The organism is Raineya orbicola, assembly GCF_002843425.1.
GTDB lineage: Bacteria > Bacteroidota > Bacteroidia > Cytophagales > Thermonemataceae > Raineya > Raineya orbicola.
Map to the genome: position 1 here is coordinate 44,191 of NZ_NKXO01000007.1, position 24,276 is coordinate 68,466.

At 38.3% G+C, this 24,276-nt stretch carries 19 protein-coding genes; 11 read left to right on the forward strand and 8 right to left on the reverse strand.

Annotated features, from left to right (window positions below):
- Nucleotides 1–9: 9 nt before the first annotated feature.
- Nucleotides 10–591: a phosphohistidine phosphatase SixA gene (gene sixA / locus Rain11_RS03050; protein ID WP_243390535.1), complete on the reverse strand. Its 582-nt coding sequence runs from the start codon at nucleotides 589–591 to the stop codon at nucleotides 10–12.
- 60 nt (nucleotides 592–651) lie between these two features.
- Between sixA and hslV the strand changes: the two genes are divergently transcribed.
- Nucleotides 652–1,191: an ATP-dependent protease subunit HslV gene (hslV, locus tag Rain11_RS03055; protein WP_101357893.1), complete on the forward strand. Its 540-nt coding sequence runs from the start codon at nucleotides 652–654 to the stop codon at nucleotides 1,189–1,191.
- A gap of 20 nt (nucleotides 1,192–1,211) precedes the next feature.
- Nucleotides 1,212–2,786 (forward strand): S41 family peptidase, encoded by a 1,575-nt coding sequence (locus tag Rain11_RS03060; protein ID WP_101357861.1) that lies wholly within the window; start codon nucleotides 1,212–1,214, stop codon nucleotides 2,784–2,786.
- On the opposite strand, the gene Rain11_RS03065 is transcribed toward Rain11_RS03060, so the two are convergent.
- Nucleotides 2,775–3,773: an adenylyltransferase/cytidyltransferase family protein gene (locus Rain11_RS03065; RefSeq protein ID WP_101357862.1), complete on the reverse strand. Its 999-nt coding sequence runs from the start codon at nucleotides 3,771–3,773 to the stop codon at nucleotides 2,775–2,777. The two genes, Rain11_RS03060 and Rain11_RS03065, sit on opposite strands and share 12 nt — an antisense overlap.
- 151 nt (nucleotides 3,774–3,924) lie before the next feature.
- Here Rain11_RS03065 and Rain11_RS03070 point away from each other — a divergent pair, with 151 nt between their 5' ends.
- The 4 genes from Rain11_RS03070 (at nucleotide 3,925) to Rain11_RS03085 (ending at nucleotide 9,529) form a co-directional block, all read left to right on the forward strand.
- Nucleotides 3,925–5,346 carry a serine hydrolase domain-containing protein gene (locus tag Rain11_RS03070; protein ID WP_101357863.1) on the forward strand — a complete coding sequence of 474 codons (1,422 nt, stop codon included), beginning with the start codon at nucleotides 3,925–3,927 and terminating at the stop codon, nucleotides 5,344–5,346.
- Nucleotides 5,347–5,369: 23 nt separating this feature from the next.
- On the forward strand, nucleotides 5,370–6,260 hold the full coding sequence (locus Rain11_RS03075; protein ID WP_101357864.1) for a class I SAM-dependent methyltransferase: 891 nt from the start codon (nucleotides 5,370–5,372) through the stop codon (nucleotides 6,258–6,260).
- 63 nt (nucleotides 6,261–6,323) lie between these two features.
- The gene (locus tag Rain11_RS03080) at nucleotides 6,324–6,905 is read left to right on the forward strand and encodes a thymidine kinase (RefSeq protein ID WP_101357865.1); all 582 of its coding nucleotides are present in this window, start codon (nucleotides 6,324–6,326) and stop codon (nucleotides 6,903–6,905) included.
- A gap of 77 nt (nucleotides 6,906–6,982) precedes the next feature.
- The gene (locus Rain11_RS03085) at nucleotides 6,983–9,529 is read left to right on the forward strand and encodes a cation-translocating P-type ATPase (protein ID WP_101357866.1); all 2,547 of its coding nucleotides are present in this window, start codon (nucleotides 6,983–6,985) and stop codon (nucleotides 9,527–9,529) included.
- On the opposite strand, the gene Rain11_RS03090 is transcribed toward Rain11_RS03085, so the two are convergent.
- Genes Rain11_RS03090 through Rain11_RS03100 form a run of 3 tightly spaced genes read right to left on the reverse strand, consistent with a single transcriptional unit; the run spans nucleotide 9,522 to nucleotide 14,227 of the window.
- Nucleotides 9,522–11,915, reverse strand: coding sequence for an endonuclease MutS2 (locus tag Rain11_RS03090; protein WP_101357867.1), 2,394 nt, complete (start codon nucleotides 11,913–11,915; stop codon nucleotides 9,522–9,524). The genes Rain11_RS03085 and Rain11_RS03090 overlap by 8 nt on opposite strands.
- A 35-nt stretch (nucleotides 11,916–11,950) precedes the next feature.
- Entirely contained in the window at nucleotides 11,951–12,397 is a 447-nt protein-coding gene (locus Rain11_RS03095; RefSeq protein ID WP_101357868.1) for a small multi-drug export protein, read from the reverse strand.
- Nucleotides 12,398–12,406: 9 nt separating this feature from the next.
- Nucleotides 12,407–14,227 (reverse strand): tetratricopeptide repeat protein, encoded by a 1,821-nt coding sequence (locus Rain11_RS03100; protein ID WP_101357869.1) that lies wholly within the window; start codon nucleotides 14,225–14,227, stop codon nucleotides 12,407–12,409.
- A gap of 737 nt (nucleotides 14,228–14,964) precedes the next feature.
- Here Rain11_RS03100 and Rain11_RS03115 point away from each other — a divergent pair.
- The gene (locus tag Rain11_RS03115) at nucleotides 14,965–15,648 is read left to right on the forward strand and encodes a hypothetical protein (RefSeq protein ID WP_101357872.1); all 684 of its coding nucleotides are present in this window, start codon (nucleotides 14,965–14,967) and stop codon (nucleotides 15,646–15,648) included.
- Nucleotides 15,649–15,740: 92 nt separating this feature from the next.
- On the opposite strand, the gene Rain11_RS03120 is transcribed toward Rain11_RS03115, so the two are convergent.
- The gene (locus tag Rain11_RS03120) at nucleotides 15,741–17,471 is read right to left on the reverse strand and encodes a hypothetical protein (RefSeq protein ID WP_101357873.1); all 1,731 of its coding nucleotides are present in this window, start codon (nucleotides 17,469–17,471) and stop codon (nucleotides 15,741–15,743) included.
- Between the two features lie 105 nt (nucleotides 17,472–17,576).
- Between Rain11_RS03120 and Rain11_RS03125 the strand changes: the two genes are divergently transcribed.
- From Rain11_RS03125 to Rain11_RS03140, 4 genes are all read left to right on the forward strand, one after another.
- The gene (locus Rain11_RS03125) at nucleotides 17,577–19,856 is read left to right on the forward strand and encodes a penicillin-binding protein 1A (protein WP_101357894.1); all 2,280 of its coding nucleotides are present in this window, start codon (nucleotides 17,577–17,579) and stop codon (nucleotides 19,854–19,856) included.
- A 14-nt stretch (nucleotides 19,857–19,870) separates the two neighbouring features.
- On the forward strand, nucleotides 19,871–20,101 hold the full coding sequence (locus Rain11_RS03130; protein WP_101357874.1) for an AtpZ/AtpI family protein: 231 nt from the start codon (nucleotides 19,871–19,873) through the stop codon (nucleotides 20,099–20,101).
- A 117-nt stretch (nucleotides 20,102–20,218) separates the two neighbouring features.
- Nucleotides 20,219–21,568, forward strand: a complete 1,350-nt coding sequence (locus tag Rain11_RS03135) for a hemolysin family protein (protein WP_243390536.1) — start codon at nucleotides 20,219–20,221, stop codon at nucleotides 21,566–21,568.
- Nucleotides 21,569–21,591: 23 nt separating this feature from the next.
- A complete protein-coding gene (locus Rain11_RS03140) occupies nucleotides 21,592–22,350 on the forward strand; it encodes an exodeoxyribonuclease III (protein ID WP_101357875.1) in 759 nt (252 codons plus the stop codon).
- A 121-nt stretch (nucleotides 22,351–22,471) separates the two neighbouring features.
- Here Rain11_RS03140 and Rain11_RS03145 read toward each other — a convergent pair whose 3' ends face one another.
- The gene (locus tag Rain11_RS03145; RefSeq protein WP_101357876.1) at nucleotides 22,472–23,503 is read right to left on the reverse strand and encodes a quinone-dependent dihydroorotate dehydrogenase; all 1,032 of its coding nucleotides are present in this window, start codon (nucleotides 23,501–23,503) and stop codon (nucleotides 22,472–22,474) included.
- 23 nt (nucleotides 23,504–23,526) lie between these two features.
- Nucleotides 23,527–24,210 carry a Uma2 family endonuclease gene (locus tag Rain11_RS03150; RefSeq protein WP_101357877.1) on the reverse strand — a complete coding sequence of 228 codons (684 nt, stop codon included), beginning with the start codon at nucleotides 24,208–24,210 and terminating at the stop codon, nucleotides 23,527–23,529.
- Nucleotides 24,211–24,276 lie beyond the last annotated feature (66 nt).

Sequence of the window (24,276 nt, forward strand, 5' to 3'; positions counted from 1 at the left end):
TATGCAAAGCTATAAATAATTTTCTGAACTTAAAACTTGGTTTTGCTTGGTATTTGGAAATAATTTTTTGGGATATTCAAAAAATAGCAGTTTGCCTGTATTTTCTTCAATTTCTTGCCAAGAATTTACTGCAAAAGAAATAGCAACAATGCCTGCGGTAGGTATGTTTTCAATAGGGTTTTCGGGCAAAAGTAGGTTGGCAAAATCGTTGAGGCTCGGATTATGACCCACAAGCATCAAGGAATGAATTTCATTGGGCGTTTCTTGTACTACGCTAAACAAATCGGCAATGTTGGCTTCGTAAATTTCTTTTTTATACAAAATTTTCTGCTTCGGATAGAAAATCTCTTTGGCAACTTTTTTAGCCGTTTTGCGAGTTCTTTTGGCAGGACTGCACACAATTAAATCTATCTGCACTTTTTGAAATTTCAGAAATTTACCCATAGCGGGGGCATCTTTCTTGCCCCTGCGATTGAGAGGACGTTCAAAATCTGCAAGTTCAGGATTTTTCCAACTAGATTTGGCGTGGCGAAGTAAATAAAGCGTTTTCATTGCCGTAAAAGAGAAGTATTTTTCGTAATTTGCAAACAAAATTACGTGAAGCCTTTGTAAATTCAAAGTTAAAAAATAAAAAATCATTAACGTATGAAAATGCCTAAAATACACTCAACCACTGTGATTGCCGTTTTGCACAACGGAAAAGTAGCTATTGGTGCTGATGGACAAGCAACCTTGGGAAATACCGTTGCCAAAAGCAATGTCCGTAAAATACGCAAACTCAAAGATGGCAAAGCGGTAGTGGGTTTTGCGGGTTCTACCGCCGATGCTTTCGCTTTGATGGATAAGTTTGAAGAGAAACTTTCTGCTTACGGAGGCATTGTGGAGCGTGCCGCTATTGAACTTGCCAAAGAATGGCGAACCGACCGATACCTTCGCCGTTTGGAGGCAATGATGATTGTCGTAGCAAAAAATGAAATTTTTATCATATCAGGAAGTGGAGATGTTATCAAACCCGATAATGATGTAGCGGCGATTGGTTCAGGAGCAATGTATGCCCAAGCGGCGGCTTTGGCTCTGAAAAAACACGCCCCGCATCTTTCTGCCAAGCAAATGGTTGAAGAGGCTCTGCATATTGCTGCCGATATTTGCATTTATACCAACCATAATCTCCTCATAGAAGAAATTGAGTAAGTGAGAGTTCTAAAAGGGCTATGGAAGTCAAGCAGAGAAATACTTCGGAGCGAATTTTTTTACTGATGCCTTTTTTCTTTGGATTGGCTTTGGGGGTTGGCATTGCTTTGGGCGTAAGCATTATGTATGTACGCGAAGCAGGCTTGGGCAAGCAAGCCCAACAAACCGCCGAAGTACTCAAACTTATCCGAGAAAATTATGTGGAAGATGTTAATTTAGACTCGCTCCACACACTTGGCTTGCAAAGTTTGCTTTCAAACCTTGACCCTCATAGTACTTTTATTCCTGCCGAAGAGGTTGCACTCGCCCAAAGCCAACTGGAAACTGATTTTGAAGGCATTGGTATTGAGTATGAGTGGCTCAATGATACGCTTTTTGTAAATTATCCTTTGCCACAAAGCCCCGCCGAAAAAGCAGGCATTCTTGCAGGAGATAAAATTCTTGCCATTGATAACGAGCCAATTGCATATAACGAAGGCGAAAGTATTAGCGATATTTTCCAAAAATTACGTGGGAAAAAAGGAACGAATGTAAAACTGAAAATTTTACGGGGAGCTGATACAAAAGAAGTAAGCGTAGAAAGAGATAAAATTGTCAGTAGGTCGGTGGAAGGGTATTTGGCAAAGCCTGCCATAGGCTATCTTCGCATTTTGCGTTTTGCTGAAAAAACCGATCAAGAGTTTTCGGAAATTTTACAGAAATTCGTTGAAAAAGATAGCATAGAGGCGGTCATTATAGATTTACGCGAAAATGGCGGCGGCTATATGGATAAAGCCAATAAAATCGCAGACGAGTTCTTAGAGGCAGGGCTTCTGATTGTTTCCACCAAAGGCAAACAAAAACGTTACAACCAAGAGTACAAAGCTACCGCAGGCGGACTTTGCGAAAAAGGCAGAGTAGTAGTTTTGTTAGATGAAGGTTCTGCCTCTGCTTCCGAAATTTTGGCAGGAGCTTTGCAAGATAACGACAAAGCCACAATTATCGGTAGAAAATCTTACGGAAAAGGTTTGGTGCAAGTGCCTTTTACGCTTTCCGATGGCTCGGAACTTCGGCTGACGGTTTCAAAATACTACACCCCTACGGGCAGATGCATACAACGTCCTTACCACAACGCCCAAAAATATACGAAAAGTCTGGAAGAACGCTACAAATCGGGGTTTCTGCTTAAAGATACACTTACAGACGAAAAAGAAACTTTTTTTACACGTAAAGGCAAAAAAGTTTTCGGCGGAGGTGGCATCGTACCTGATATACTTTTGCCCTTAGATAGCACCAAATACGAAGAAAAAATCAAGGATTTTTTGCAAAAAACCTCTCTGAAACCTTGGATAGCTGAATATGCTCATCAAAATCGTAAAATTTTGCAAGAAAAAGGCTTTTCAGATTTTTTGGCACACTGGCAAGTACCCGATATGATGCTTGCTAAAGCCTTTGCGGGTTCAGATTTTAACGAAAATGAAAAAAAATTCATCAAAAAAGAATTGAAAGCCTTTTTGGCTAAAATTATTTGGGGGAAAACAGCTTATTTCCAAACGCTCAACGCCGAAGATGAATTTTTACAAAAGGCTTTAGAAGTTTTGAAATCAGTTCGGTAAGTATCTTTCTCCGTAACCTTTGCCGATTTTTTCCAAATTGCGGATAGCCGAAGAACTGATATGCTCAAATTCGCGGTCGCAGTGGAAAAAAACTACTTTTAGGTCGGGTTTCATATCTTTCATAAAACTGATTTGGTTCATTTCGTAGGCAAGGTCATCGCCATTGCGTAAGCCCCTGATAAGCGTGATTTCAGCATCTTTCTCTTTACTGCTCAAATAGTCTGTGAGCAAACCTGAAAAACTTTCCTTCTGCCGATAATACAAAACAGGGCTAATTTCATCATCTTGGGCAAATTCATTTTTTTCAGGATTTATGCCACGAGCGATGATAACTTTATCGAACACCTTTTCAGCTTTCTGCAAAATATTGTAATGCCCATTATGAAACGGATTAAATGAACCCGGATAAACGCCAATCTTGGGTTTGTGGGTTTGTAGATATTCTATCAAATACTGCAAATTTTGGGCATTTTGAGGTACTTTCTTTTTCAAATTTTCTAAAACACTTATACGGGCAGGTTTGTAGAGGCTGTAATCAAAAACTTGATATTCCTTAAAAATTTTTTGTTCCCACTCTAAAAGTTGAATAAAGTTACTTTCGCTTACGATAACTAAATCTATCTCACAGAAAAATGCCGAAAGCGTATGCGAAGGTGTATGCGTATGCGTATCTAAAATAGCTCTTGCAACAAGATTTTTGATATTTTCATCTGCCCCACACATTTGCCAAAATTTTTCAGCAGATTTTTGCTCATTATCTTGGCGGGTAGGCTGATAGACAATATCGTGAAAAAAAGCTATCAGATACAAAATGTCTTTTTCCTTTTCGTTGAAAGAACTTTTTTGTATCCGTTCCAAAAGAAAGGCAAGATGTTCCTCATTATGATAAAAACGATGAGGCTCTCGCCAAGCCTTTTGTATCGGTGCGAAATCTGCAATTTGATACTCAGCAAAAAGGGTTTCAAAACTTTCGTAACGAACAGCCATACAATGCCTACTTAATGAACTTGAAAAGCAAAGTTAAACTATTTGAGAGTTTTACGTGTTTTGGGGTTAAAAATTTTTTTGTATTATTGCTTGCACTCTGATGCCTTTGCTAGCTGCTATGTGAATTTTGGCTCACTAAATTTTTTCAACTATGAAAAGATACTTTTTGCTCTGTTTTTTGGTTTTTGGGACTTATGAGATTTCGGCTCGAAAGTTGGATACAAATTTTCTCAAAAAACGTATTCCCGAAATGATGGATAGTGCAGGCGTACCAGGGCTTTCGTTGGGGGTAGTAAAGAATGGAAAAATTATTTGGACAAAAAACTTTGGTAAAGCCAGTTTGGCTACCAAAAAGCCCGTCAATGATAAAACCATTTTTGAAGCCGCATCGCTTAGCAAGCCACTTTTTGGTTACATTTGTTTGCGTTTGGTTGATGAAGGCAAATTAGATTTAGATAAACCCCTTGTAGAATACGTTCCGCTGGATAGCATAGAACGATTTTTCTTGATGCACAAAGTGCAAGATAAGCGTTTTTTGAAAATTACGGCACGTATGTGCCTTTCGCACTCGGCGGGCTTTCCCAATGGGCGAGCAGGCATAGTGCCGATTGTATTTGAACCCACAACAGATATGCACTACTCGGGAGTAGGCATTTCGTATTTGCAGTTTGTGGTAGAAAGAATTACAGGTAAAAATTTAGAACTACTTGCCCAAGAATACGTTTTCAAACCTTTGGGAATGACGAGCAGTAGTTATATTTGGCAAAGCAGTTTCACAGATAGAGTAGCCAACGGACACGGCAGTTTGGGGCAGGCGGTAGGGTTTGGAATGTATAATACCCCTTCTGCCTCTTACACCTTGCTCACCAATGCCGAAGACTACAGCAAATTTTTAGCCCATTTGCTTAATCGGGAGGGGTTAAAGCCCGAAACTTATCAGGAAATGTGGAAAGTGCAAAGCACTGCAAAAACAAATTTTCTTGCATCTATGAGTTGGGGATTAGGTTTTGGACTTTATGAAACCGATTTGGGGCGAGCCTTTTGGCATTGGGGCGATTTGGGAACTGCAAAGGCGTATGTAGTAGGCATTCCTAATAAAAAAGATGGCTTGGTACTTTTTGCAAATAGTGCTAATGGCTTGAATATGGCTTATTCACTTATCAATATGTGTATTGGTGGCGGTACGCATCAATTTTTTCACGTCCTCAATGTAGCTCAATACGATGACCCTACGAATATTCTGATGCAAGAATTTTCAAAAAACGGCTTGGACGGAATGCTTGCCAGTTACAATTATTTCAAAGTTCACCAAAAATACAAGCTCAATCAGGCTCTTTTGATTGCTATTTCACAGAAGCTATTAGCCTTGGGTAGAGCCAACGAAGCTCTTTCTATCGCCAAAGTTAGTGTTTTAGAATTCCCCGAAAATAGTGCCGCTCATAATGTACTTGGTGATGCTTTTTTGCGTTTGGGAAAAACACAAAACGCCGTAGGTTGTTACAAAAGAGCTTACCAACTCAACCCCAACAATGCCTATGCACGCAAGCAACTTATTAGCTTAAAAGCCTTTTAACTATCTTTTGAACTCACCCTAAAATGCGATTACTTACTCCTACTCATTGGCAAGAATATCAACTCATTGATACGGGTAATTTTGAAAAATTAGAACGCTTTGGTAAATACGTGGTAGCTCGCCCCGAACCGCAAGCTGTTTGGGATAAAAGCCTTTCAGAAAACGAGTGGCAAAAAATGGCTCACGCTACTTTCGCAAGAGCCAAAAATACCGAAAAAAACAGCGAAAAAGGCGAATGGAAGCTCAAGTATGGCGTAAAAGAGCCTTGGTGGATAGAATACGCCTACAAGAGCGTAAAGCTCAAAATGAAATTAGGATTTACGTCATTTAAGCACGTAGGTATTTTTCCCGAACAAGCCGAAAATTGGAATTTTATCATAGATTTTCTTGAGAAAAAGCCATTAGAAAAACCACAAGTACTGAATCTTTTTGCCTACACAGGCGGGGCATCACTTGCGGCAAAAGCAATGGGTGCAGAAGTTACTCACGTAGATTCTGTGAAGCAGGTGCTTACGTGGTCGCGTGAGAATATGGAAGCAAGTAATTTAAGCAATATCCGCTGGATTTGTGAAGATGCTCTTAAATTTGTTCGCCGTGAAGTAAAACGTGGCAAAAAATACAATGGAATTATTTTAGACCCACCTGCTTATGGCAGAGGCGCCGAAGGTGAAAAATGGGTTTTAGAAGATAATATCAATGAAATGTTGAAACTTTGCCGAGAGCTTTTAGCCGAAAAAAATAGCTTTCTTATCCTGAATCTCTATTCAATGGGTTTTTCGGCTCTTATTGCCGAAACACTTATGCAAAGCATTTTCAAAGACACTTTTTTTTCCTATGAAATAGGCGAACTTTATTTGCAAGACCTACACGAAAAAAAATTACCCCTTGGGGTATTTTGGCGTGGGGTGAGATAAATTTTCATCTTGCATTTTTTACTTCTCTTTTGTAGGTTTGCGTTTCATTAAAATTGCAAGAATTTGTTTGTAGAACCGCATCACAAGGCTACAGGCTGGATAGAAGTTATTTGTGGCTCAATGTTTTCAGGGAAAACCGAAGAACTTATACGCCGCCTAAACCGAGCCATTATTGCCAAGCAAAAAGTAGAAATTTTCAAACCAGCTCTTGATGTTCGTTATCACGAAAGTCAGGTAGTTTCGCACAACGCTACTGCTATTCGCTCCACGCCTGTGCATACTGCCGAAGAGATTTTTTTGTATGTAAGCGAATGCGATGTTATTGGCATAGATGAAGTACAATTTTTTGATAGCCAAATTGTAGAAGTTTGTAATCGCTTGGCAAATGCAGGCAAAAGAGTAATCGTCGCAGGACTGGATATGGATTATTTGGGAAGACCTTTCGGAGCTATGCCTACTCTGATGGCTATTGCAGAGTTTGTAACCAAAGTTCACGCTATTTGTGTAAAGTGTGGGGCAGTAGCTCATTATTCGTATCGTCTTGCCCCCTCAGCCGAAAAAGTGCTTTTGGGCGAAAAAGATGCGTATGAAGCAAGATGTAGGCGATGTTTTACAGAGGGTATGCAGTTTGAAAAAAATCATTGAAAAAGCCTTTATTAGTCATTGGGTAATTTTGCTTTTCTAATTTTCTTTTCCTACTTTCACCCAAAAAACTTTGATATATGCAGTGGCACATTCAGCCTTTGGAAGAGGTTTTTACCCAAACCAAAAGTCGTAAAGAAGGCTTAAATCACAAAGAGGCACAAGAAAAATTAGCCTCTCACGGCAGAAATGAGCTTATCAGCAAGCCACCACGCCCTATTTGGCTGATGTTTTTGGGGCAGTTCAAAGATGTGATGATTATTATTTTGCTACTTGCGGCGGTAATTTCAGGCTTAATTGGCGACCTGAAAGATACCTTGCTCATTGCCTTGATAGTTTTTTTGAATGCTGTGATTGGCTTTTTTCAAGAATACCGAGCCGAAAAAGCTATGGAGGCTCTCAAAAAAATGGCAACTACCACTGCCAAAGTGCTTCGGAACGAAAAAATAGAGCATCTCAATTCGGCTGAAATAGTACAAGGCGATATTGTTCATATAGAAGCAGGCGATATGGTACCTGCGGACTTACGTCTGATAGAAACCCACAATTTACGCATAGAGGAAGCCTCTCTTACGGGCGAATCCGAAGCCGTAGAAAAACATCATCAGGTTTTAGCAGAGCAAAATATTCCTCTCGGCGACAGGCTCAATATGGCTTACAAAAGCACATTGGTTACCTATGGCAGAGGAGTAGGGGTGGTAGTAGCGACAGGTATGAAAACTGAAATAGGCAATATTGCCCAAATGCTTCAAGAAAGCGAAACACAAACGCCCCTTCAAAAACGATTAGCAGAATTTGGAAAAAGGCTTTCTTTCGTAATTTTTGCGATTTGTGCCATTATTTATGTAGCAGGATTTATTCGGGGCGAAGAGCCTACACAATTATTGCTGACAGCCATTTCGGTGGCGGTTGCCGCTATTCCTGAAACTTTACCTGCGGTAATTACGGTTTCTTTGGCTTTGGGAGCAAGCAAATTGGTAAAGCAAAATGCTCTTATTCGCAAATTGCCTGCTATTGAAACGCTCGGGTCGGTTACTTACATTGGAAGCGACAAAACAGGCACGCTCACCCAAAACAAAATGACTGTACAAGAGCATTGGCTTAATCCGCAACTGCCCCAAGAAGCAGAAAATCTGTTTTGGCAGGCAATGCTTTGCAATCAGGACACGCAAAGGCAAGAAAACGGAGAAATCAAAGGCGATGCCACAGAAATAGCGGCACTCTTGTATGCCCAAAAACAAGCTCCTGATTGTCAAGTTCTACTTCGTACAGATGAAATTCCTTTCAGTTCTGAAAGAAAAATGATGACCACACTACACGAGAAAGATGGGAAAATATTGGTTTTCAGTAAAGGAGCTTTGGAAGCTATAGCAGAAAAATGTGATAGCTTACCCCTTGAAGTGTGGCAAGTTGCAGAAGCTATGACCAAAAAAGGACAACGCGTGCTGGCTTATGCCTATAAGGTTTTGGAGAAAAACCCTCAGATAGAAAAAATAACTGCGGAACAAAAATTACAATTTTTAGGGCTAATTGCAATGATAGACCCGCCTCGCCCCGAAGTACGCCAAGCCGTAGCAGAATGTATTACCGCAGGCATCATTCCCGTGATGATTACAGGCGACCACCCTCTCACCGCCGAAGCCATTGCCAAAGATTTGGGAATTTTGCAAAGCGAAAAGCACGAAGTAATTACAGGTAAGGAAATGGCTTTGCTTTCAGAGGAAGAGCTGGAATTTCGTATGGATAAAATTCGCGTGTTTGCACGTGTTTCTCCTGAACAAAAATTACAGATTGTCAAGATTTTACAGCGTAAAGGGCATTTTGTAGCAATGACAGGCGATGGCGTAAATGATGCCCCCGCCCTCAAAAGAGCCGATATAGGCGTAGCTATGGGGATTTCAGGAACAGATGTTTCCAAAGAAGCCTCTGATATGATATTGCTTGATGATAATTTCGCTACTATTGTAAAGGCAGTACGCGAGGGCAGGAGAATTTTTGATAACATTCGCAAGTTTATCAAATACACAATGACGGGCAATGCAGGTAAAATTTGGGTGATTTTCCTTGCCCCGATTATTGGTTTGCCTGTGCCTTTATTGCCTGCTCAGATTTTGTGGCTCAATTTAGTAACTGATGGTTTGCCTGGGCTTGCCCTTGCAGGTGAGCCTGCCGAAAAAAGTGTAATGCAACGTCCTCCTCGCCACCCAAAGGAAAGCATTTTTGCTCACGGCTTGGGCTGGCATATTCTTTGGGCAGGTCTGCTGATTGGAGCTTTGGTACTTGGTTTGCAGGCTTGGAGCTATGCGAGTGGCAGTTCGCATTGGCAAACAATTGTTTTTACAAGCCTTTGTTTTGCCCAGATTGGGCAAATTTTAGCAGTTCGTAGCGAAAAACATCTGTTTTTCAGTTTGGGATTTTTTACGAATTTGCCTTTACTTGGCACTGCCTTTCTGAATTTTGCTTTGCAAATGCTTTTAATTTATCATCCTTTTTTCCAAGAAATTTTTGTTACTAAACCACTTACTTTTACAGAATTGCTTTTGTGTATGGCTGTGGCAGTAATAGTTTTTCACGTGATTGAGCTAGAAAAAATCATCAGAAGAAGGTTGGAAAAAAGAGCTATTTAATCTTCACAATAGTGTAACCATCGCCTCCTCGGTCGGCGTGTTCGCTGGCAAAAGATGCCACGAAATCATACTTTTTCAGATGTTCGCGTATCATTTTACGTAAAATTCCATCGCCCTTGCCGTGTAAAATGCGAACTTCGTTAAAGCCTGCCAGTAAAGCATCATCTAATAGCTTATCAACTTCTTGCAAAGCTACTTCGGTACTTTTGCCACGTACATCAATCTGACTGCTGAAATTTGCCAGTTTTTCTGTCAGATTGATGCCAATGCTTTTCTTGGCAAATTTTTTTTGTTCATTTTTTGCCTCTTTTCTGCTGATTTTTTCCAAACGATTGAGCTTCACCACAGAACGCAACTCTCCCATAGCAATTTCGGCATCTTTTCCCTGAATTTGCAAAACCTCGCCAAGCGTATTTTGCCCTTTTATACGAACCCAATCACCTACCTGTATCTCTCCACTTATTACTTCAATATCCTGATTCTCATTTTCTTCTATAACTTCCTCTACTTGCAAATTTTGCCGAAATTCCTCTAAATTTTTACGCAAATCTTTTGTTATGTTCTTTTCAGCTTTTTGCTCGCGTATCTGACGAATAGTTTGTTCTATTTTCTGATTTGCTTCCTGCAAGAGTTTTTTAGCTTCTATTTTGGCTTCATTCAGCAGTTTTTTTCTTTCTTTTTCCAGAAAAGCAGTTTGCTCTTGATATTTTTTCAGCAAGACCTGATATTCTTGTTCTTTTCGGGCAATTTCTTGAATTTTATCTTTCAAAATTTTGCGTTCTTGTTCCAATTCTTTGAGCAGTTTATCATAATTTATTTCAGCACTACTCAATTTTTCTTGGGCTTTGGCAAGAATTTTTTTGGGCAAACCGATTTTTTTAGCAATTTCAAAGGCAAAAGAACTTCCTGCCTGCCCGATTTCCAATTCGTACAAAGGCTCTAAATTTTGCATATCAAAACGCATAGCGGCGTTGGTAATGCCTTTCTTATTTTGAGCAAAAGTTTTCAGATTTCCGTAATGTGTGTTAATCATACCGAAAGCCTTTTTTTCGCACAAATCCTCTAAAATAGCTTCGGCGATTGCCCCTCCTAAACGAGGTTCTGTACCTGTGCCAAATTCATCTATCAGAAAAAGTGTTTTTTCAGAAGCCAAATTAACAAACTGACGCATAGCCGTCAGATGAGAGCTGTACGTGCTTAAATCATTTTCAAGGCTTTGCTCGTCTCCAATATCTATGAAAATATCCTGAAAAACTCCCATTACAGAGCCTTCTACCATAGGAACAAGCAAGCCACATTGCCACATATATTGCAAAAGCCCTACGGTTTTCAGAGCAACAGATTTTCCTCCTGCATTAGGTCCCGAGACTACAATGATACGCTGATTTTCAGAAAGTTCTATATTGAGTGGTACAATGGGTTTATTTTCTCTGCTATGCAAAAGCCAAAGCAAAGGGTGAATGGCATTTTTCCAAAGAATTTTTGTTTTTTTTTCAAAAATAGGAGCATTGGCGTTGATTTTTATAGCAAACTTTGCCTTTGCCATAATGAAATCTATCAGCCCCAAAAATTGATAGGCTTTTTGCAAATTAGGTAAAAAAGGACGTAAAAAATCTGTTATTTCTGTAAGAATGCGAATAATTTCTCGGCGTTCTTGGGCTTGTAACTCTTTGAGCGTATTATTGAGGTCTAAAATCTCGGCAGGCTCAATAAAAATCGTCTGACCTGTGGCAGATTCATCGTGGATAAAGCCTTTTAGCTTTCGTTTATGCTCGGCGGCAATAGGGATTACAATTCTGCCCCCTCGTATAGTAAGCGATGCTTCCTCATTTGCCCAGCCAGCTTGTTTGGCTTGTCGCAGAATTTTATCGGTAGTTTTCTGTAATAGTTGTTCTTCGCTAATTATTTTCCTGCGAATATCCTGCAAAGTCGCAGAAGCTGAATCTCTAATATTACCTCTATCATCAACGATTTGCTCCAAACGCTGAAAAATTTTTTTATCAATTTCTACGAGCTTGAGCAATTCGGCAAGTTGTAAGTAACGTTCTTTGCGACTTTGTAAAAAGGAATAACATTCCCGAATAGTAGAAAGTGAAATTTTGAGTTGAAAGAGTTCATTTTCGGAAAGAAAAGCCCCCTGAATAGGAATTTTTTGCAAAGATTCTTGTACATTGAGAAAATTCTGGTTGGGAAAAGGCTCATCAAAGAGTAGTATTTCTTTCATTTCTTGGGTTTGGGCTGTAAGTTTGCAAATATGCTCATAATCATCAGAAAAACGCATTTTTTCTAAATACTGCAAACCCCAGTTACTCAAACAATTTTCAGCAATTAGCTCTCTGATTTTATCAAAACCTAATTTTTGTTCAATATTTTTCGGATAAAGCATTGGTAAATTTTTTGCAAATTTAGCTGAAAAATTGTTTAATGCCACCAATGTGCAATCCATTCGCTACCGAGTGTCATCAGAAAAGCCCAAAACAAGGCACTGATAGCCATTGCAAGCAAGATTTTTGGACGAGGTACGCCAAAAGAAACCGCAATCGCACAACCTACAATAGGACTAAATAAAACTGGTGTCAGAAAGGCTATTCCCCAAATACTGAATTTTTGCCAAATTTTTACAATCATTCGTTTGCGAGGTGAAAAAATTTTGATTTTTTTACCTTTTTGCAAACGTTTTTTTCGTAAGTAGGCAAAAAGTTTTTCTCCAAGCAATGGTATCAAAAAGGCGGTTGTACTCATTCCTGCTACGGTACAAAGGATAATTTCCCATTCCGAAAGTCCCAAAGCTACCCCCGTAGGCGGAGCAAGGGCAAATTTTACACTCGCAAACAAATACACCGTAAAATAACTGCTCAACTTTTGCATTTTGGATATTTATTTGAGCTTATCGCCACGCAAGATACGAAATCTTTTGCGAGCCTCTGCAACGTATCTACTTCCTGGGAATTTGGTCAGATGTTCCTGATACAAATCTTTGGCTTTTTCTTTGTTCTGTAAAAGTTCCTCATAAGTTTTGGCAAGGGCAAAATGTGCGTCATCAGCCAAAATATCAAAGGCATAATTTTTCAAAATAAGCTCATACATTTCTATGGCATTTTGTGGCTTTCCCATACGAATAAAAATATTTGCCTTTGCCCAGTAAATATCATCAGTAAGGCTATGGTTAGGAAATTTTTTTAGCATTGCTTCCAACTCTTTGAGAGCCTCATCAAGTTTGTTTTGGAAAATCTGAAGGTCAATACGAGCAAACTCACGCATAGCTGTTTCAGTGCTATCCATTCCTGTATTATCCTGAATAAACACGCTCATATCAATGGCATCGTTAGAGATTTCGCGAGAAGTAGCATTTTTCAGAATATCCAAATGATTCTGGGCAGTTTCAAATTCTCCTTTGTAATAGCTAAGTTTAGCATTTTTGAGTTTGGCTTCGTGCCCGATAGGGGAGTCTTTTTGCTCACGCTCCGCTTGGTAGTAAAGCAGAGCCGCTTCACCAAATTCACCTTTTAACACATAAATATCTCCCAATGTTATTTTGCATTGAGCTACTAATTTGTTATTGTATCTGGCTTCGTTAATGGCATCTTGTAGCAGTTCTATTGCTTTTTCTTTTTCATCAAGAAAAAAAGCATACAGATGTGCCATATCTTTCAGAGCCTCTACGGTTTTAGCCTTTCCTTGTGAATTGATAAGTTCCTGATAATCTTGAATAACAGCTTTTACCTTTTCCTTATCAATCGGAAACGTATTTTTAATAACTTCCTCACGAGCCTTTATCAAATACCTACGAGCAGGAATAAAATAAAGAGCATCGTTGGGGTACTGCTCTACAAAATAGCTTAAAATTTTTTCAGTAGCAGGGTAATCTTTATTTTCGAAGGCTATACGTCCTATTTCAAAGAGCTGAGAACCTTGCTTTTTGAAGCGTTTGTCGATAGCCTTTGCTTGCACAAAAGCCTTCAAAAAATTTTTTTGTTGCATATAAAGCCACAAAAGTAACTCATTGGCGGCTCTGTGGTTTGGCTCATCTTGCACTTTGGTAAGCAGTGTTTCCTCTACAAAGTTTAGCTCTTCTTCGGTTCGGAATTCATCTTGTAAAGTGCCTTTTACATACTCGCTATAATCTTCGCTTTTGTTGTAAAGTTTAATAGCCTCCTGAAGCAATTCTTTTTTCTTACCAAGTTTGGCATACACTTCGGTAAGTTGCAGAGCATATTTATCAGAGGAGTTGTCGTACTTGCGAGCTTCTAAAAATAATTTTTCTGCCCATTCATATTTATCGTATTTTTCAAGGGCTTCGTAAGCTATGGTTGCTCTCTCTCTATCTTTTCTACCTGTTTCAATCAGAGCTAAATATTCTTTTTCTGCTTCTTTCATTTTGCCCTGCATTTCTAAAATAACTGCAAAATCTACCTTGTAGAACATATTTTCAGGCTCTTGCTTGATTTGCTTTCGCAAAAAGTCTTCTGCGGTTTTGTAATCTTTCAAATTGATGAGTGTAAGCAGATAGTTTTGGTGTATGCTTCGCCAATTGTAAGAATGACGAGCGAGCTTTTCGTAAATATCTTTGGCTTTTTCATACTTACCCTGTACGAAATATTCTTCGGCAAGTTGAAAATCTTGTGCTGCCGCAGAAGTGTGTAGTAAGAAAATGAAAAATACAAATTGTAGTATTTTTCCAAGACGATTTGTTTTCATAAAAAACGATTTTTTCTGAAAATAAGAAATTTTTTTGACTTTCGCAAGCGAAAATTTTTCCACAACTTTTTCTTTATGTAATAATAATACTTTTTTTTATTTTTTATTGTTATTACTATTAGGGGCTGTGGAAAACTACTTTCGTATGAAATAATATTATTATCAACAGAAAAATGTGGATTGTGGAAAACTTTTTCAACATTCATAAAATATTAAAAATCAGTTTTTTACAAAAAGTTATCCACAGAATTTTTTGTAAAATGTGGAAAAGTGTGTGGATAACTTTATCCACATTTCGCCTCAAAATTCTGTGGATAAGCTGTGGAAACCTGTGGAAAAATGACCAATTTTTGTGGATAACCTGACCTTACTCAGTGGAAAACCGCTTAAAAATAGATGTAAGTTTTTTTGCAAATTTTAACATATTTGTGGAAAAAAAGTGCTTTTTCCACAGGTTTCCACAGGCTAAAAAGTGGAAAATTTTTCCTATCAAAAATTATGCCAAAAATAAATTTCCACAAGGTTTTCCACAGGTTTTCCACAAAAAAACACTACTTTTCCACAAAATTTTTGATACAATGTGGATAGTGAATTTTCCAAGCCATTCGGCAAAAAAATTTTTTCTCAAAGAACTTAAATTGTACTTTTTTTATATTTTAATAACGAATTTTTACGCTTTTTTGTTTTACAAATCAATATTTTTGATAAATTTGTGATAGAATAAAATTTCTGTAATTATGAGAAAAGTCATCTTTACTTTCGTTTTTTCTTTATTTTTATCTTTGTATTTGAATGCACAAGGATTTCTTTTAGCTGATGTATTAGACCCCCAAGGAGCAAATCCAGCTCTACAGCAAGGCGGTACTTTCAATGTTGATGTAGGTACTCCTTTTGTCATAGATTGGGCAGAAGGATACATTTTTTATGGGAGCAAAAAGGATACCTACAAACTTCGTTACAATGCACTTACCGACCAAATTCATATTCTAAAAGAAGGCAAAGAAATTGTATTGCCACAAGGACAAGTAGAAAAATTCCACATTATTTATCAGGACAAAGAATACAAATTTACTTTCCTGACCAACCTACCTGAAATTTCTTATGGCTACGTCCAAATCATTTATGAAAAAGATGTAAAGGTATATTACAGGCATCATCGTAAGCCTCGCAAACCTACTGATACTGATAGTTATGCTAATAATTTAAAAATAGAAGCATTAGAAAAAGATGATAGTTTTGTTTTAATATTGCCTAATGGTAGAGCCTATTTCACGCAGGGAAGGCGAAAAGAAGTTTTAAGTATCTTTTCTGATAAAAAGAAGGAGTTAGAAGAGTTTATCAAAAAAGAAAAAATAAATACAGAAAAACTCAATGGCTTAATGCAGGTAGTGCTAAAATATGAAGAATTGACAAAATCATAATTTTGCTAAAATATTATTGGGGTCTGACTTTATGTTTAGACATTCATAAAATACAGATACCAGATGTTTTGAATATAATGCTGAAAAAATCTTTACTTTTTTTCCAGCATTATTTTTTCTATTTCGGCGGCACGCTCTTCAGAAATTTTGAAACGTTGGCGGCGGCGTTCTAATACTTTACGCACATCTTCAGAAATGTAACCATCTTGATAGGCATGTTGTAACATTTCATAATAGAAACGTTCGTCTTTGGTAAAGCCATCGTCATCTCTTTCTTCTGTTTTAGGTTCAGAGCTTGGTTTTTCTTGTATTTTTTCGGGTTGCGTTTGAATTTCTTCTTCGGCAAACTCCTCATCACGTCTATTTTTACTTAACTCTTTCTCTTTTTCGCTAATTTCTATTTTTTGCTCTTTTTGTGTTTCTGCAACCATTTTTTTCCACTTATCGTAAGCAGTTTCCTCTTCGGCGGGTGTAGTAAGGCGGGTTTCTTGGGCAGAAATAGTTTTTTGCATTTCGGGGGTTACCTGTATTTTTTCAACTACTTCGGTTACAATTTTAGAAACATCAACTGCTTTCATCTTACGACTTTCTGTGGAGGGTTTGGGCAAATCAATATCTACCAGTGGCAAATTTTGTAAATTGATTTCTTGTTTAAGCTCTTCTAATGGAGCAAAAACCACTTTTATCTTACATTCTATCGTTGCCCAAGCATTTTGTAAGGAAATTCCTACTATATTTTCAGTAATGCGAGAAATGCGTTTATTGCGACGCTTTTTTACACTTTCTACTTTTCCAGCACTTTGAAAAGCATTCACGAGTTCGTTTAGTTCTTCTTGCACTTCCTCTAATTCTATTTCTGAAATTTGTAAGAGATTTTTAGAGCTAAAAATTGTTTCAAAAGAAGTAAGAGAGCCTTGTGTGCGTTCGGCAATGAGATTTTGCCATTCGCTTTGCTCTGCAAGCCAAACTAAATGTGTAGGTATATGAGCCTTTTGTGAAGGACTGAATTGATGAGTAATGCTTTTAACAGATACTTTCCGCGAGGTTTGGCTTACATCATCAGGTAGTTTTTCGGCGGCGGGGTCTAAAATGCCTTCCTGCTGTCTTTCGTTGATGTATTCCAATGTAATTTCTTTTGCTCCTAAATGTTGTATAAGTTGGATAAATTCTTGCAAATAATCGTTAAAAACTAATTGTTCGGCATCTGAAAAATGATAATATACTCGCTTACGGTATGGGTGAGCTACCCAAAAAGAGCCTTTCCGTACTGCTCCACCTATAAGGGTGATATTTCCTGTGTCTTGCGTGAGCAGTGGGGTAATCCAGAAGGGTTCTTGTGAGGGTAGTTCTTCTTCAATATAAGCAAATTTTTTCAAAGAACTATGGCTATGCACCAAATCCAGATAGGCTTGGTATCGTTTTTGTTTCAGTTCGTAACGTTGTTCGGGTTCTTTGGTGAGTTGGTAAGCCTCATTGTAAAGCCAGAGACTTTTGGCGGGTTGTGTCAGAGAGCGTTTGGCTTGTTCAGTTAAGATTTTTAAGTACAATTCGGTTACATCTTTGTTCCAAGAATGAGCTTGCTCTACGGTGCCGTAATTTTCAGTAAAAATTTCTTGGGCAATCTGCAATACTTTCATACCTTCTTCTTCTTTGCCCAAACCAAATAGAGCTTGTGCCTTTCGGAAATAAATGAAAGGATTTATATCGCTATTGAGGCTTTTGAGTTCATCACAAAGGCGAATGATAGTTTCTAACTCTTTGATACGCATTGCCTCTTGAAAGGCTTGGCTATCGCGATATTTTGAAAACTCCAAATATTCCATAAAAAATTGAGCATAAATTTTGCGGTAACAATTTCAAAAAAAATCAATAAAAAAACAACAATTCGCTTACAATTTGTTGTAAATTTGCATAAATTTTTAAGCCAAATGATAAAATTAGAAAAAGGAAAATATCGCCGTGCAATTCGTTGGGTGTGGTATGGTTTTTTTTTGGTAATAACTTTTATTGTTTTGTTTATATGGGCAATTGCGATAAATTTTATGGGTCTTTTTGGTGAAATGCCCAGCCTCAAAGCTCTTGAAAACCCTAAAAGCGAGCAAGCCTCCGAAGTGTATAGTGCTGATGGAAAATTGATGGGGAAGTTTTTTACCGTAGATAGGCAACCCTTAGATTTTGAAGAAATTTCCCCCTATGTTATCAATGCTTTGATAGCCACTGAGGATATACGTTTTGAACAGCACGCAGGCATTGATGCCAAAGCTCTAGCGAGGGTACTTACCAAAATGGGTGGTGCAGGCGGAGGCAGTACGCTTACACAGCAACTTGCCAAAAATCTTTTCGATACGCGTGCCAAAGAAAATCGCGGTCCCCTTGCAAAAATACCTTATTTGGGTTTGGTTATTATCAAGTTCAAAGAATGGATTACGGCGGTTCGTTTGGAAAAAAATTATACTAAAAAAGAAATTATCACAATGTACTTGAATGAGTGTGCCTTTGGTAGAAATGCTTTTGGCATACAATCTGCGGCAAAAACTTATTTCAATAAAAATGCATCAGACCTCACACTGACCGAAGCCGCTATGCTAGTAGGTATGCTGCAAGCACCTACTAAATACGACCCTGTAAATCCTCAAAAACAGCAGGCTTGTATTGAACGCCGAAACGTAGTACTTGGGCAGATGAAACTCTATAATTTTATCACAGATGAGGATTTTCAGAAAGCTAAAAGCGAGCCTATTCGTTTAGATTACCACCCGCAAGATAATTCCGAAGGAATAGCTCCTTATTTTAGAAATGAAGTATTCAAAGAGATTATTAAGTGGGCAATAGACAAAGGCTATGCCAACAATGAAAAAGAAGCCAAAGAGTTCATTTATACCGCAGGATTAAAAATTTATACCACTATTGATAGCCGTTTGCAGGCTCTTGCCGAAGAGGCTGCCGCCGAGCATATGAAAGAAAAGCAACAACGCTTTTATGCTCACTGGAAAGCGATTGGTAGAAACCCTTGGGTAGATGAATACGGCAGAGAGAAAATTGGTTATATTGAGCAAAATGCTAAAAAGTCTTATACCTACAAAATTTTACAAGCCAAATATGGCAATGATGAAAAGGCTATATGGAATGAAATGAACAAACCTCGCCAAATGCGAATTTTCACTTGGCAAGGTGAAAAAGATACAATTATGTCGCCGATGGATTCCATTCGGCACTACAAGAAATTCTTGCAAATTGGAATGATGAGTATTGAACCCAAAACAGGACATATCAAGGCTTGGGTAGGGAACATCAGTTATCGTCATTTTCAGTATGACCAAGTTCGTCAGGCTCGTCATCAGCCTGGATCCACTTTCAAGCCTATTGTGTATGCCGCCGCCGTAAATCTGGGCTATACACCTTGCCACGAAATGCCTGATGTGCCTGTGGTTTTTCCCGGTTGGATACCCAAGCAGGAGGGAGGCTATACGGGAGGAATGTATCCACTTCGCCGAGCTATGGGGCTTTCTATCAATACCATTGCCGCAGGACTTACCAAAGAAATTGGAGTTGATGAAATTCGCAAATATGCTAAAGAGCTGGGTGTAGAAAGTGAGTTACCTCGTGTAGCTTCTATCTGTCTTGGCTCTCACGCTATGTCTATGTACGAATTGCTTTCAGCTTATACGGTATTTGCTAACAAAGGCTACCACATCAGACCTGTAATGATAACCAAAATTACCGACAGAAACGGAAAGGTATTGGAAGAGTTTGTACCTGAAATTCGTGAGGTTATGAGCGAGAAAAAGGCATATATGATGTTAGATATGCTAATGGCAGGTACAGAAAAAGGGGGAACTTCAGCTTTTCTGCGAGCTTATCCTGCTTTGTGGAAAAACAATGCTCAAATTGGTGGTAAAACAGGTACAACTCAGCATCAGGCTGATGCCTTATATGTAGGGGTAACACAAGACCTTATCACAGGCGTTTGGGTAGGTGGTGATGACAAAGCCGTAAGATTTTTGAGTATGTACGAAGGGCAAGGAGCTATACTCGCTTTGCCTGCTTTTGCTCGTTTTATGACAAAAGTGTATGATGATAATTCACTTCCCTACAAACCACGCCCTTTTGAAAAACCAGCCGATTTAGATTTAGATGAGTTAGATTGTGCAAAGATGAAATCTAATATTGAAAGAGTAGGTGATGAGAAAAGGAAAAAACGAAGATAAGTTAAACAAGTTTTATGAATTTTTTTAAGTTCAATAGCAAAGAAAAAAAAGACTTGGAAGGCTATGCCAAATATTCGGGCATAGCTTTTCAGATGATTGCCACGATTGGGCTGGCTGTATGGGCGGGCTTGTACCTTGATGAAAAGCAAAGTCTTTCGCAACCCTATTGGACCATAGGACTAACCACTATGGCAGTAATTGTTTCTATCATTTCTGTCGTTAAAAATTTTTTGCCCAAAAAGTAGCCTACCAAAATTTTCTTACGTAAGATAAAGAATTTCTAAAAAAATACTTATCTTTGCAATAAGGCAAAAATTTATTAAATCTACGACAAATTATTGCCTGCACGTTTTGCTAAAAGCGTGTTTGTTTCATTTTATCACCTTGATATGGGCAGTGAGATATTACTTACCATTTTTTTAGTTATACTGAACGGCTTATTTGTTGCGGCAGAGTTTGCAATCGTGAAGGTACGAGCTTCCCAAGTAGAAACCAAGTCTTTATCAGGCAATCGTCTTGCTAAAAATGCCCTACACATTGTCAATAATCTTGATGCTTATCTTTCGGCTACCCAGTTAGGCATTACGCTTGCTAGTTTGGCTTTGGGTTGGATAGGAGAGCCTGTTGTTGCCAAAATTATTTCCCAAATTTTAGACCTTTTTCATATCCAAATAGATGAGAAGTTATTACATCAAATAGCTCTGGTTACTGCTTTTACACTTATTACCTTTCTGCATATTGTTTTTGGAGAACTTGCACCCAAATCACTTGCCATTCGTTACCCTGAACGTACCACGCTTCTGCTTGCAATGCCTTTGCAAGCGTTTTACGTATTATTCCGTCCTTTTATTTGGGTTCTAAATGGTTTTGCTAATTTTGTTTTGAAACTTTTTGGCGTGCCACTCATACACGGACACGATACGCACACTGAAGATGAAATTCGTTTGCTTCTTGCTGAAAGTAAAAAAAGTGGAACTATCAACACTACTGAACACGAACTTTTGGAAAATGTATTCAAATTTGATGACCGCCTCGCCGAGCAAATTATGACACCTCGTACCAAAATAGTGGGTATCAAATCTGATGCAACTTTGCAAGAGGCTTTGGAACTTATTATGCAAGAAGATTACTCGCGTTTGCCTGTTTATGAAGAATCCCTGGATAATATCATCGGTATTTTGCACGCCAAAGATGTAATTAAGAATCTTCAAAATCCGAATGTGAGTGTAAAATCGCTGATGCGTAAGCCTTACCAAGTATCCGAACGCAAATCTATCAATTTGCTTTTGCGAGAAATGCAAAAAAAACGTATTCAAATGGCAGTAGTGCTTGATGATTATGGCGGTACGGCAGGCATTGTAACAATGGAAGATATTTTAGAGGAGATTGTTGGTGATATTCAAGACGAATACGATAACGAAATGCCCGTAGTACAACAAAAAAGCGAAAATGAATTTATTGTCAATGCACTTGCCAATATAGAGGAAGTTAATAAATTTTTGCCTGAACCTATCCCTACCAGCGAAGATTACGATACTGTTGCAGGATTTATCAACGAAGTTTTTGGAAATATTCCCCAAGAAAATGAAGAGTGGCAAAGTGAGCATTACATTTTCAAAATCCTAAAAAAAGAAAATAATGCCATTGAAAGTGTATTGCTCAAGCTCGTTGAGCCTGTTCGTGAGGAAAAGCCTGCCATTAATTTTGAGTAAAAGCTCACTTTTTTACGCCAGTTATGAAAATCATTTCCTATAATGTAAATGGTATTCGTGCCGCTTTGCGAAAAGGTTTTGCCGAATGGCTCAAAGCAACCAATGCCGATATGATTTGCCTGCAAGAAATTAAAATTGATGCAGAACAATTTCCCTATGTGATTTTTGAAAGTTTGGGCTATCAGTGTTATGTATTTCCTGCGAAAAAGGCAGGTTATAGTGGGGTTGCTATTTTGAGCAAAAAAGAAGCCCTTTTCTATGAAAAGGGCTGTGATATAGAACTTTACGACCAAGAAGGTAGAATTTTGCAAGCTCATTTTGAAAATTTTACACTGATGAGTGTGTATTTTCCTTCGGGTTCGAGCGGAGATGAACGGCAGGCAATTAAAATGCAATTTTTAACAGACTTTTACGAATGGATAAAACCTAAAACTCATCAAAATTTGATAATTTGTGGAGATTTTAATATTTGTCATCAGCCGATAGATATTCACAACCCCAAAGCCAATGCCAATAGTACAGGTTTTTTACCTGAAGAGCGAGCTTGGCTCTCGGAATTTTTGGATTTGGGTTTCATTGATTCATTTCGCTACTTAAACCCCGAACCACATCATTATACTTGGTGGAGTATGCGAAGCAATGCCCGAGCTAAAAATTTGGGCTGGCGTATTGATTACCAAATGATTAGCAAGCCTCTTTTACCCGCTCTACAAAAGGCTTTTATTCTCTCACAAGCATATCATTCAGACCATTGCCCTACAATGATGGAAATAAATCTATAACTTTCTCTAAAATAACTTATAATCTTTTGCTTATGCAAAATTTAGATAAGAAGCTCACCATAAGAGAGTTTTACAAATATAATAACAAAATTGTACTTCTCAAATAGTTGTTGTATATAACTCAACTTCCCTTTTCAGCCAAGAAACGCTTAATTTTTTTCACTATTCCAACCCCTTCATAGACAAGCCCTGTATAAATTTGCACAAGGTCTGCACCTGCTTGTATTTTTTCAAGAGCATCTTGGGGAGAGAAAATTCCTCCTACGCCAATAATAGCAAAACGTTTCTGGGCTTTTTGAGCCAAATAAGCTATTACTTGCGTAGAACGCTCTCTCAAAGGTCTGCCACTCAATCCGCCTGTTTCTTGGCGTAAAGTAACATCACTCTGTAAGTTTTCCCTTGTAATGGTAGTATTGGTGGCAATTACCCCAGCAATTTGCGTTTCCAGCACAATTTCTACAATATCATCAAGCTGGCTTTCTGAAAGGTCGGGGGCGATTTTCAAGAAAATGGGTTTGGGTTGCTTTTTCTCTTTGTTTTTGGCTTGTAAGGCAATTAAAATTTGTTTCAAAGGATCTTTTTCTTGCAAGGCACGCAAATTGGGCGTATTGGGCGAGCTGACATTCACCACAAAATAATCTACGTAGTCAAACAAGTGTTCAAAACAAAAAAGGTAATCATCAAGGGCTTTTTCATTGGGAGTATCTTTGTTTTTGCCGATATTACCCCCTACAATTACATTAGAATTTCGTTTTTTTAGATTTTCAACAGCACTTAAAACGCCATTGTTGTTAAATCCCATTCGGTTAATAATGGCTTTGTCCTTTTTGAGCCGAAACAAACGAGGTAGAGGATTACCACTTTGAGCACGAGGCGTTAGCGTTCCTATTTCTATAAAACCAAAGCCAAAAACAGCGAGTTCATCAATAGCTATGGCGTTTTTATCAAAGCCTGCCGCCAGCCCCACAGGATTGGAAAAATGCAAACCCGCTATTTCTCTGACTAATTTTGGATTTTCGTAGTGATAGATTTTTTGAAAAAAATTTCTGATGAACTTGAAACGAAAAAAAGTTTTAAGCAAAGCGAAAGTGAAATGATGAGCCTTTTCGGCAGGCATCAGGAAAAGAAAAAAACGTAAAATCTTGTAAAACATAAAAACTGAAAATTCCTGCAAATCTACGCTTTTCTGAGAATATCATCAGGATTTATGCCTAATTCTTTAAGTTTTTGAGCAAGTAGATTTTTCTCTTCTTGCATTTTTTGAATTTTTATTTCAGCTTCTGTCAGAAAATCGTTCATTTCAGTATAGGAGGCAAAACGCTCGCCTGTGGGGCGGTAGATGTGCATAGTATTTTCATCAAGGACAAAACGAATACCCATTAACGGGCTTTGCCAATCGTTGGTGTTTTCTATTTCTTTGAAATGTTCTCCCTCACGCACCCAAATCAAAAGTTTATTGGTGTCGGGGTCGTAAAAGTAGTATTCTTGCACGCCATAGTTTTGGTAAAATACAAGTTTTTGGGACATTTCAGCAGGAGTGTTGCTGGGGGAATTGATTTCAAAAACCACTTGTGGGGGTATGTTATTCTCTTCCCATTGCTTATACGAACCTCTGTAACCTTTGGGTCTGCCAAAGGCTACCATTACATCGGGAGCTTTACGAATTTGAGGTTTGCCTTCCACAGGATACCAAAGTAAATCGCCTGCTACAAAAACGTCAGGGTTTTTAGAATACATAGCCTCCAAACCCTCTTTGATAAGTACAATCCACTTAAATTGTTCGGTATTATCTGCCATAGGTTTGCCGTCAGAATCGGGATAAATAATCGTTTCTTTGCTATGTTTGCTGATAGTTTGCATACGAGCAGTCTTTTTCCAAATTTACAAAAATTTCGGAGCTATGTCAAGAATTTGCTTCTTATCATC

Bases quoted from the DNA above. Each gene is read 5' to 3' on its own strand.
- Rain11_RS03115 (WP_101357872.1), top strand. From the start codon at position 14,965: ATGAGAAAAGTCATCTTTACTTTCGTTTTTTCTTTATTTTTATCTTTG.
- Rain11_RS03070 (WP_101357863.1), top strand. From the start codon at position 3,925: ATGAAAAGATACTTTTTGCTCTGTTTTTTGGTTTTTGGGACTTATGAG.
- Rain11_RS03060 (WP_101357861.1), top strand. From the start codon at position 1,212: ATGGAAGTCAAGCAGAGAAATACTTCGGAGCGAATTTTTTTACTGATG.
- hslV (WP_101357893.1), top strand. From the start codon at position 652: ATGCCTAAAATACACTCAACCACTGTGATTGCCGTTTTGCACAACGGA.
- Rain11_RS03095 (WP_101357868.1), bottom strand. From the start codon at position 12,397: ATGCAAAAGTTGAGCAGTTATTTTACGGTGTATTTGTTTGCGAGTGTA.
- Rain11_RS03075 (WP_101357864.1), top strand. From the start codon at position 5,370: ATGCGATTACTTACTCCTACTCATTGGCAAGAATATCAACTCATTGAT.
- Rain11_RS03085 (WP_101357866.1), top strand. From the start codon at position 6,983: ATGCAGTGGCACATTCAGCCTTTGGAAGAGGTTTTTACCCAAACCAAA.
- Rain11_RS03130 (WP_101357874.1), top strand. From the start codon at position 19,871: ATGAATTTTTTTAAGTTCAATAGCAAAGAAAAAAAAGACTTGGAAGGC.
- Rain11_RS03100 (WP_101357869.1), bottom strand. From the start codon at position 14,227: ATGAAAACAAATCGTCTTGGAAAAATACTACAATTTGTATTTTTCATT.
- Rain11_RS03150 (WP_101357877.1), bottom strand. From the start codon at position 24,210: ATGCAAACTATCAGCAAACATAGCAAAGAAACGATTATTTATCCCGAT.
- Rain11_RS03145 (WP_101357876.1), bottom strand. From the start codon at position 23,503: ATGTTTTACAAGATTTTACGTTTTTTTCTTTTCCTGATGCCTGCCGAA.
- Rain11_RS03140 (WP_101357875.1), top strand. From the start codon at position 21,592: ATGAAAATCATTTCCTATAATGTAAATGGTATTCGTGCCGCTTTGCGA.
- Rain11_RS03065 (WP_101357862.1), bottom strand. From the start codon at position 3,773: ATGGCTGTTCGTTACGAAAGTTTTGAAACCCTTTTTGCTGAGTATCAA.
- Rain11_RS03120 (WP_101357873.1), bottom strand. From the start codon at position 17,471: ATGGAATATTTGGAGTTTTCAAAATATCGCGATAGCCAAGCCTTTCAA.
- Rain11_RS03090 (WP_101357867.1), bottom strand. From the start codon at position 11,915: ATGCTTTATCCGAAAAATATTGAACAAAAATTAGGTTTTGATAAAATC.
- Rain11_RS03125 (WP_101357894.1), top strand. From the start codon at position 17,577: ATGATAAAATTAGAAAAAGGAAAATATCGCCGTGCAATTCGTTGGGTG.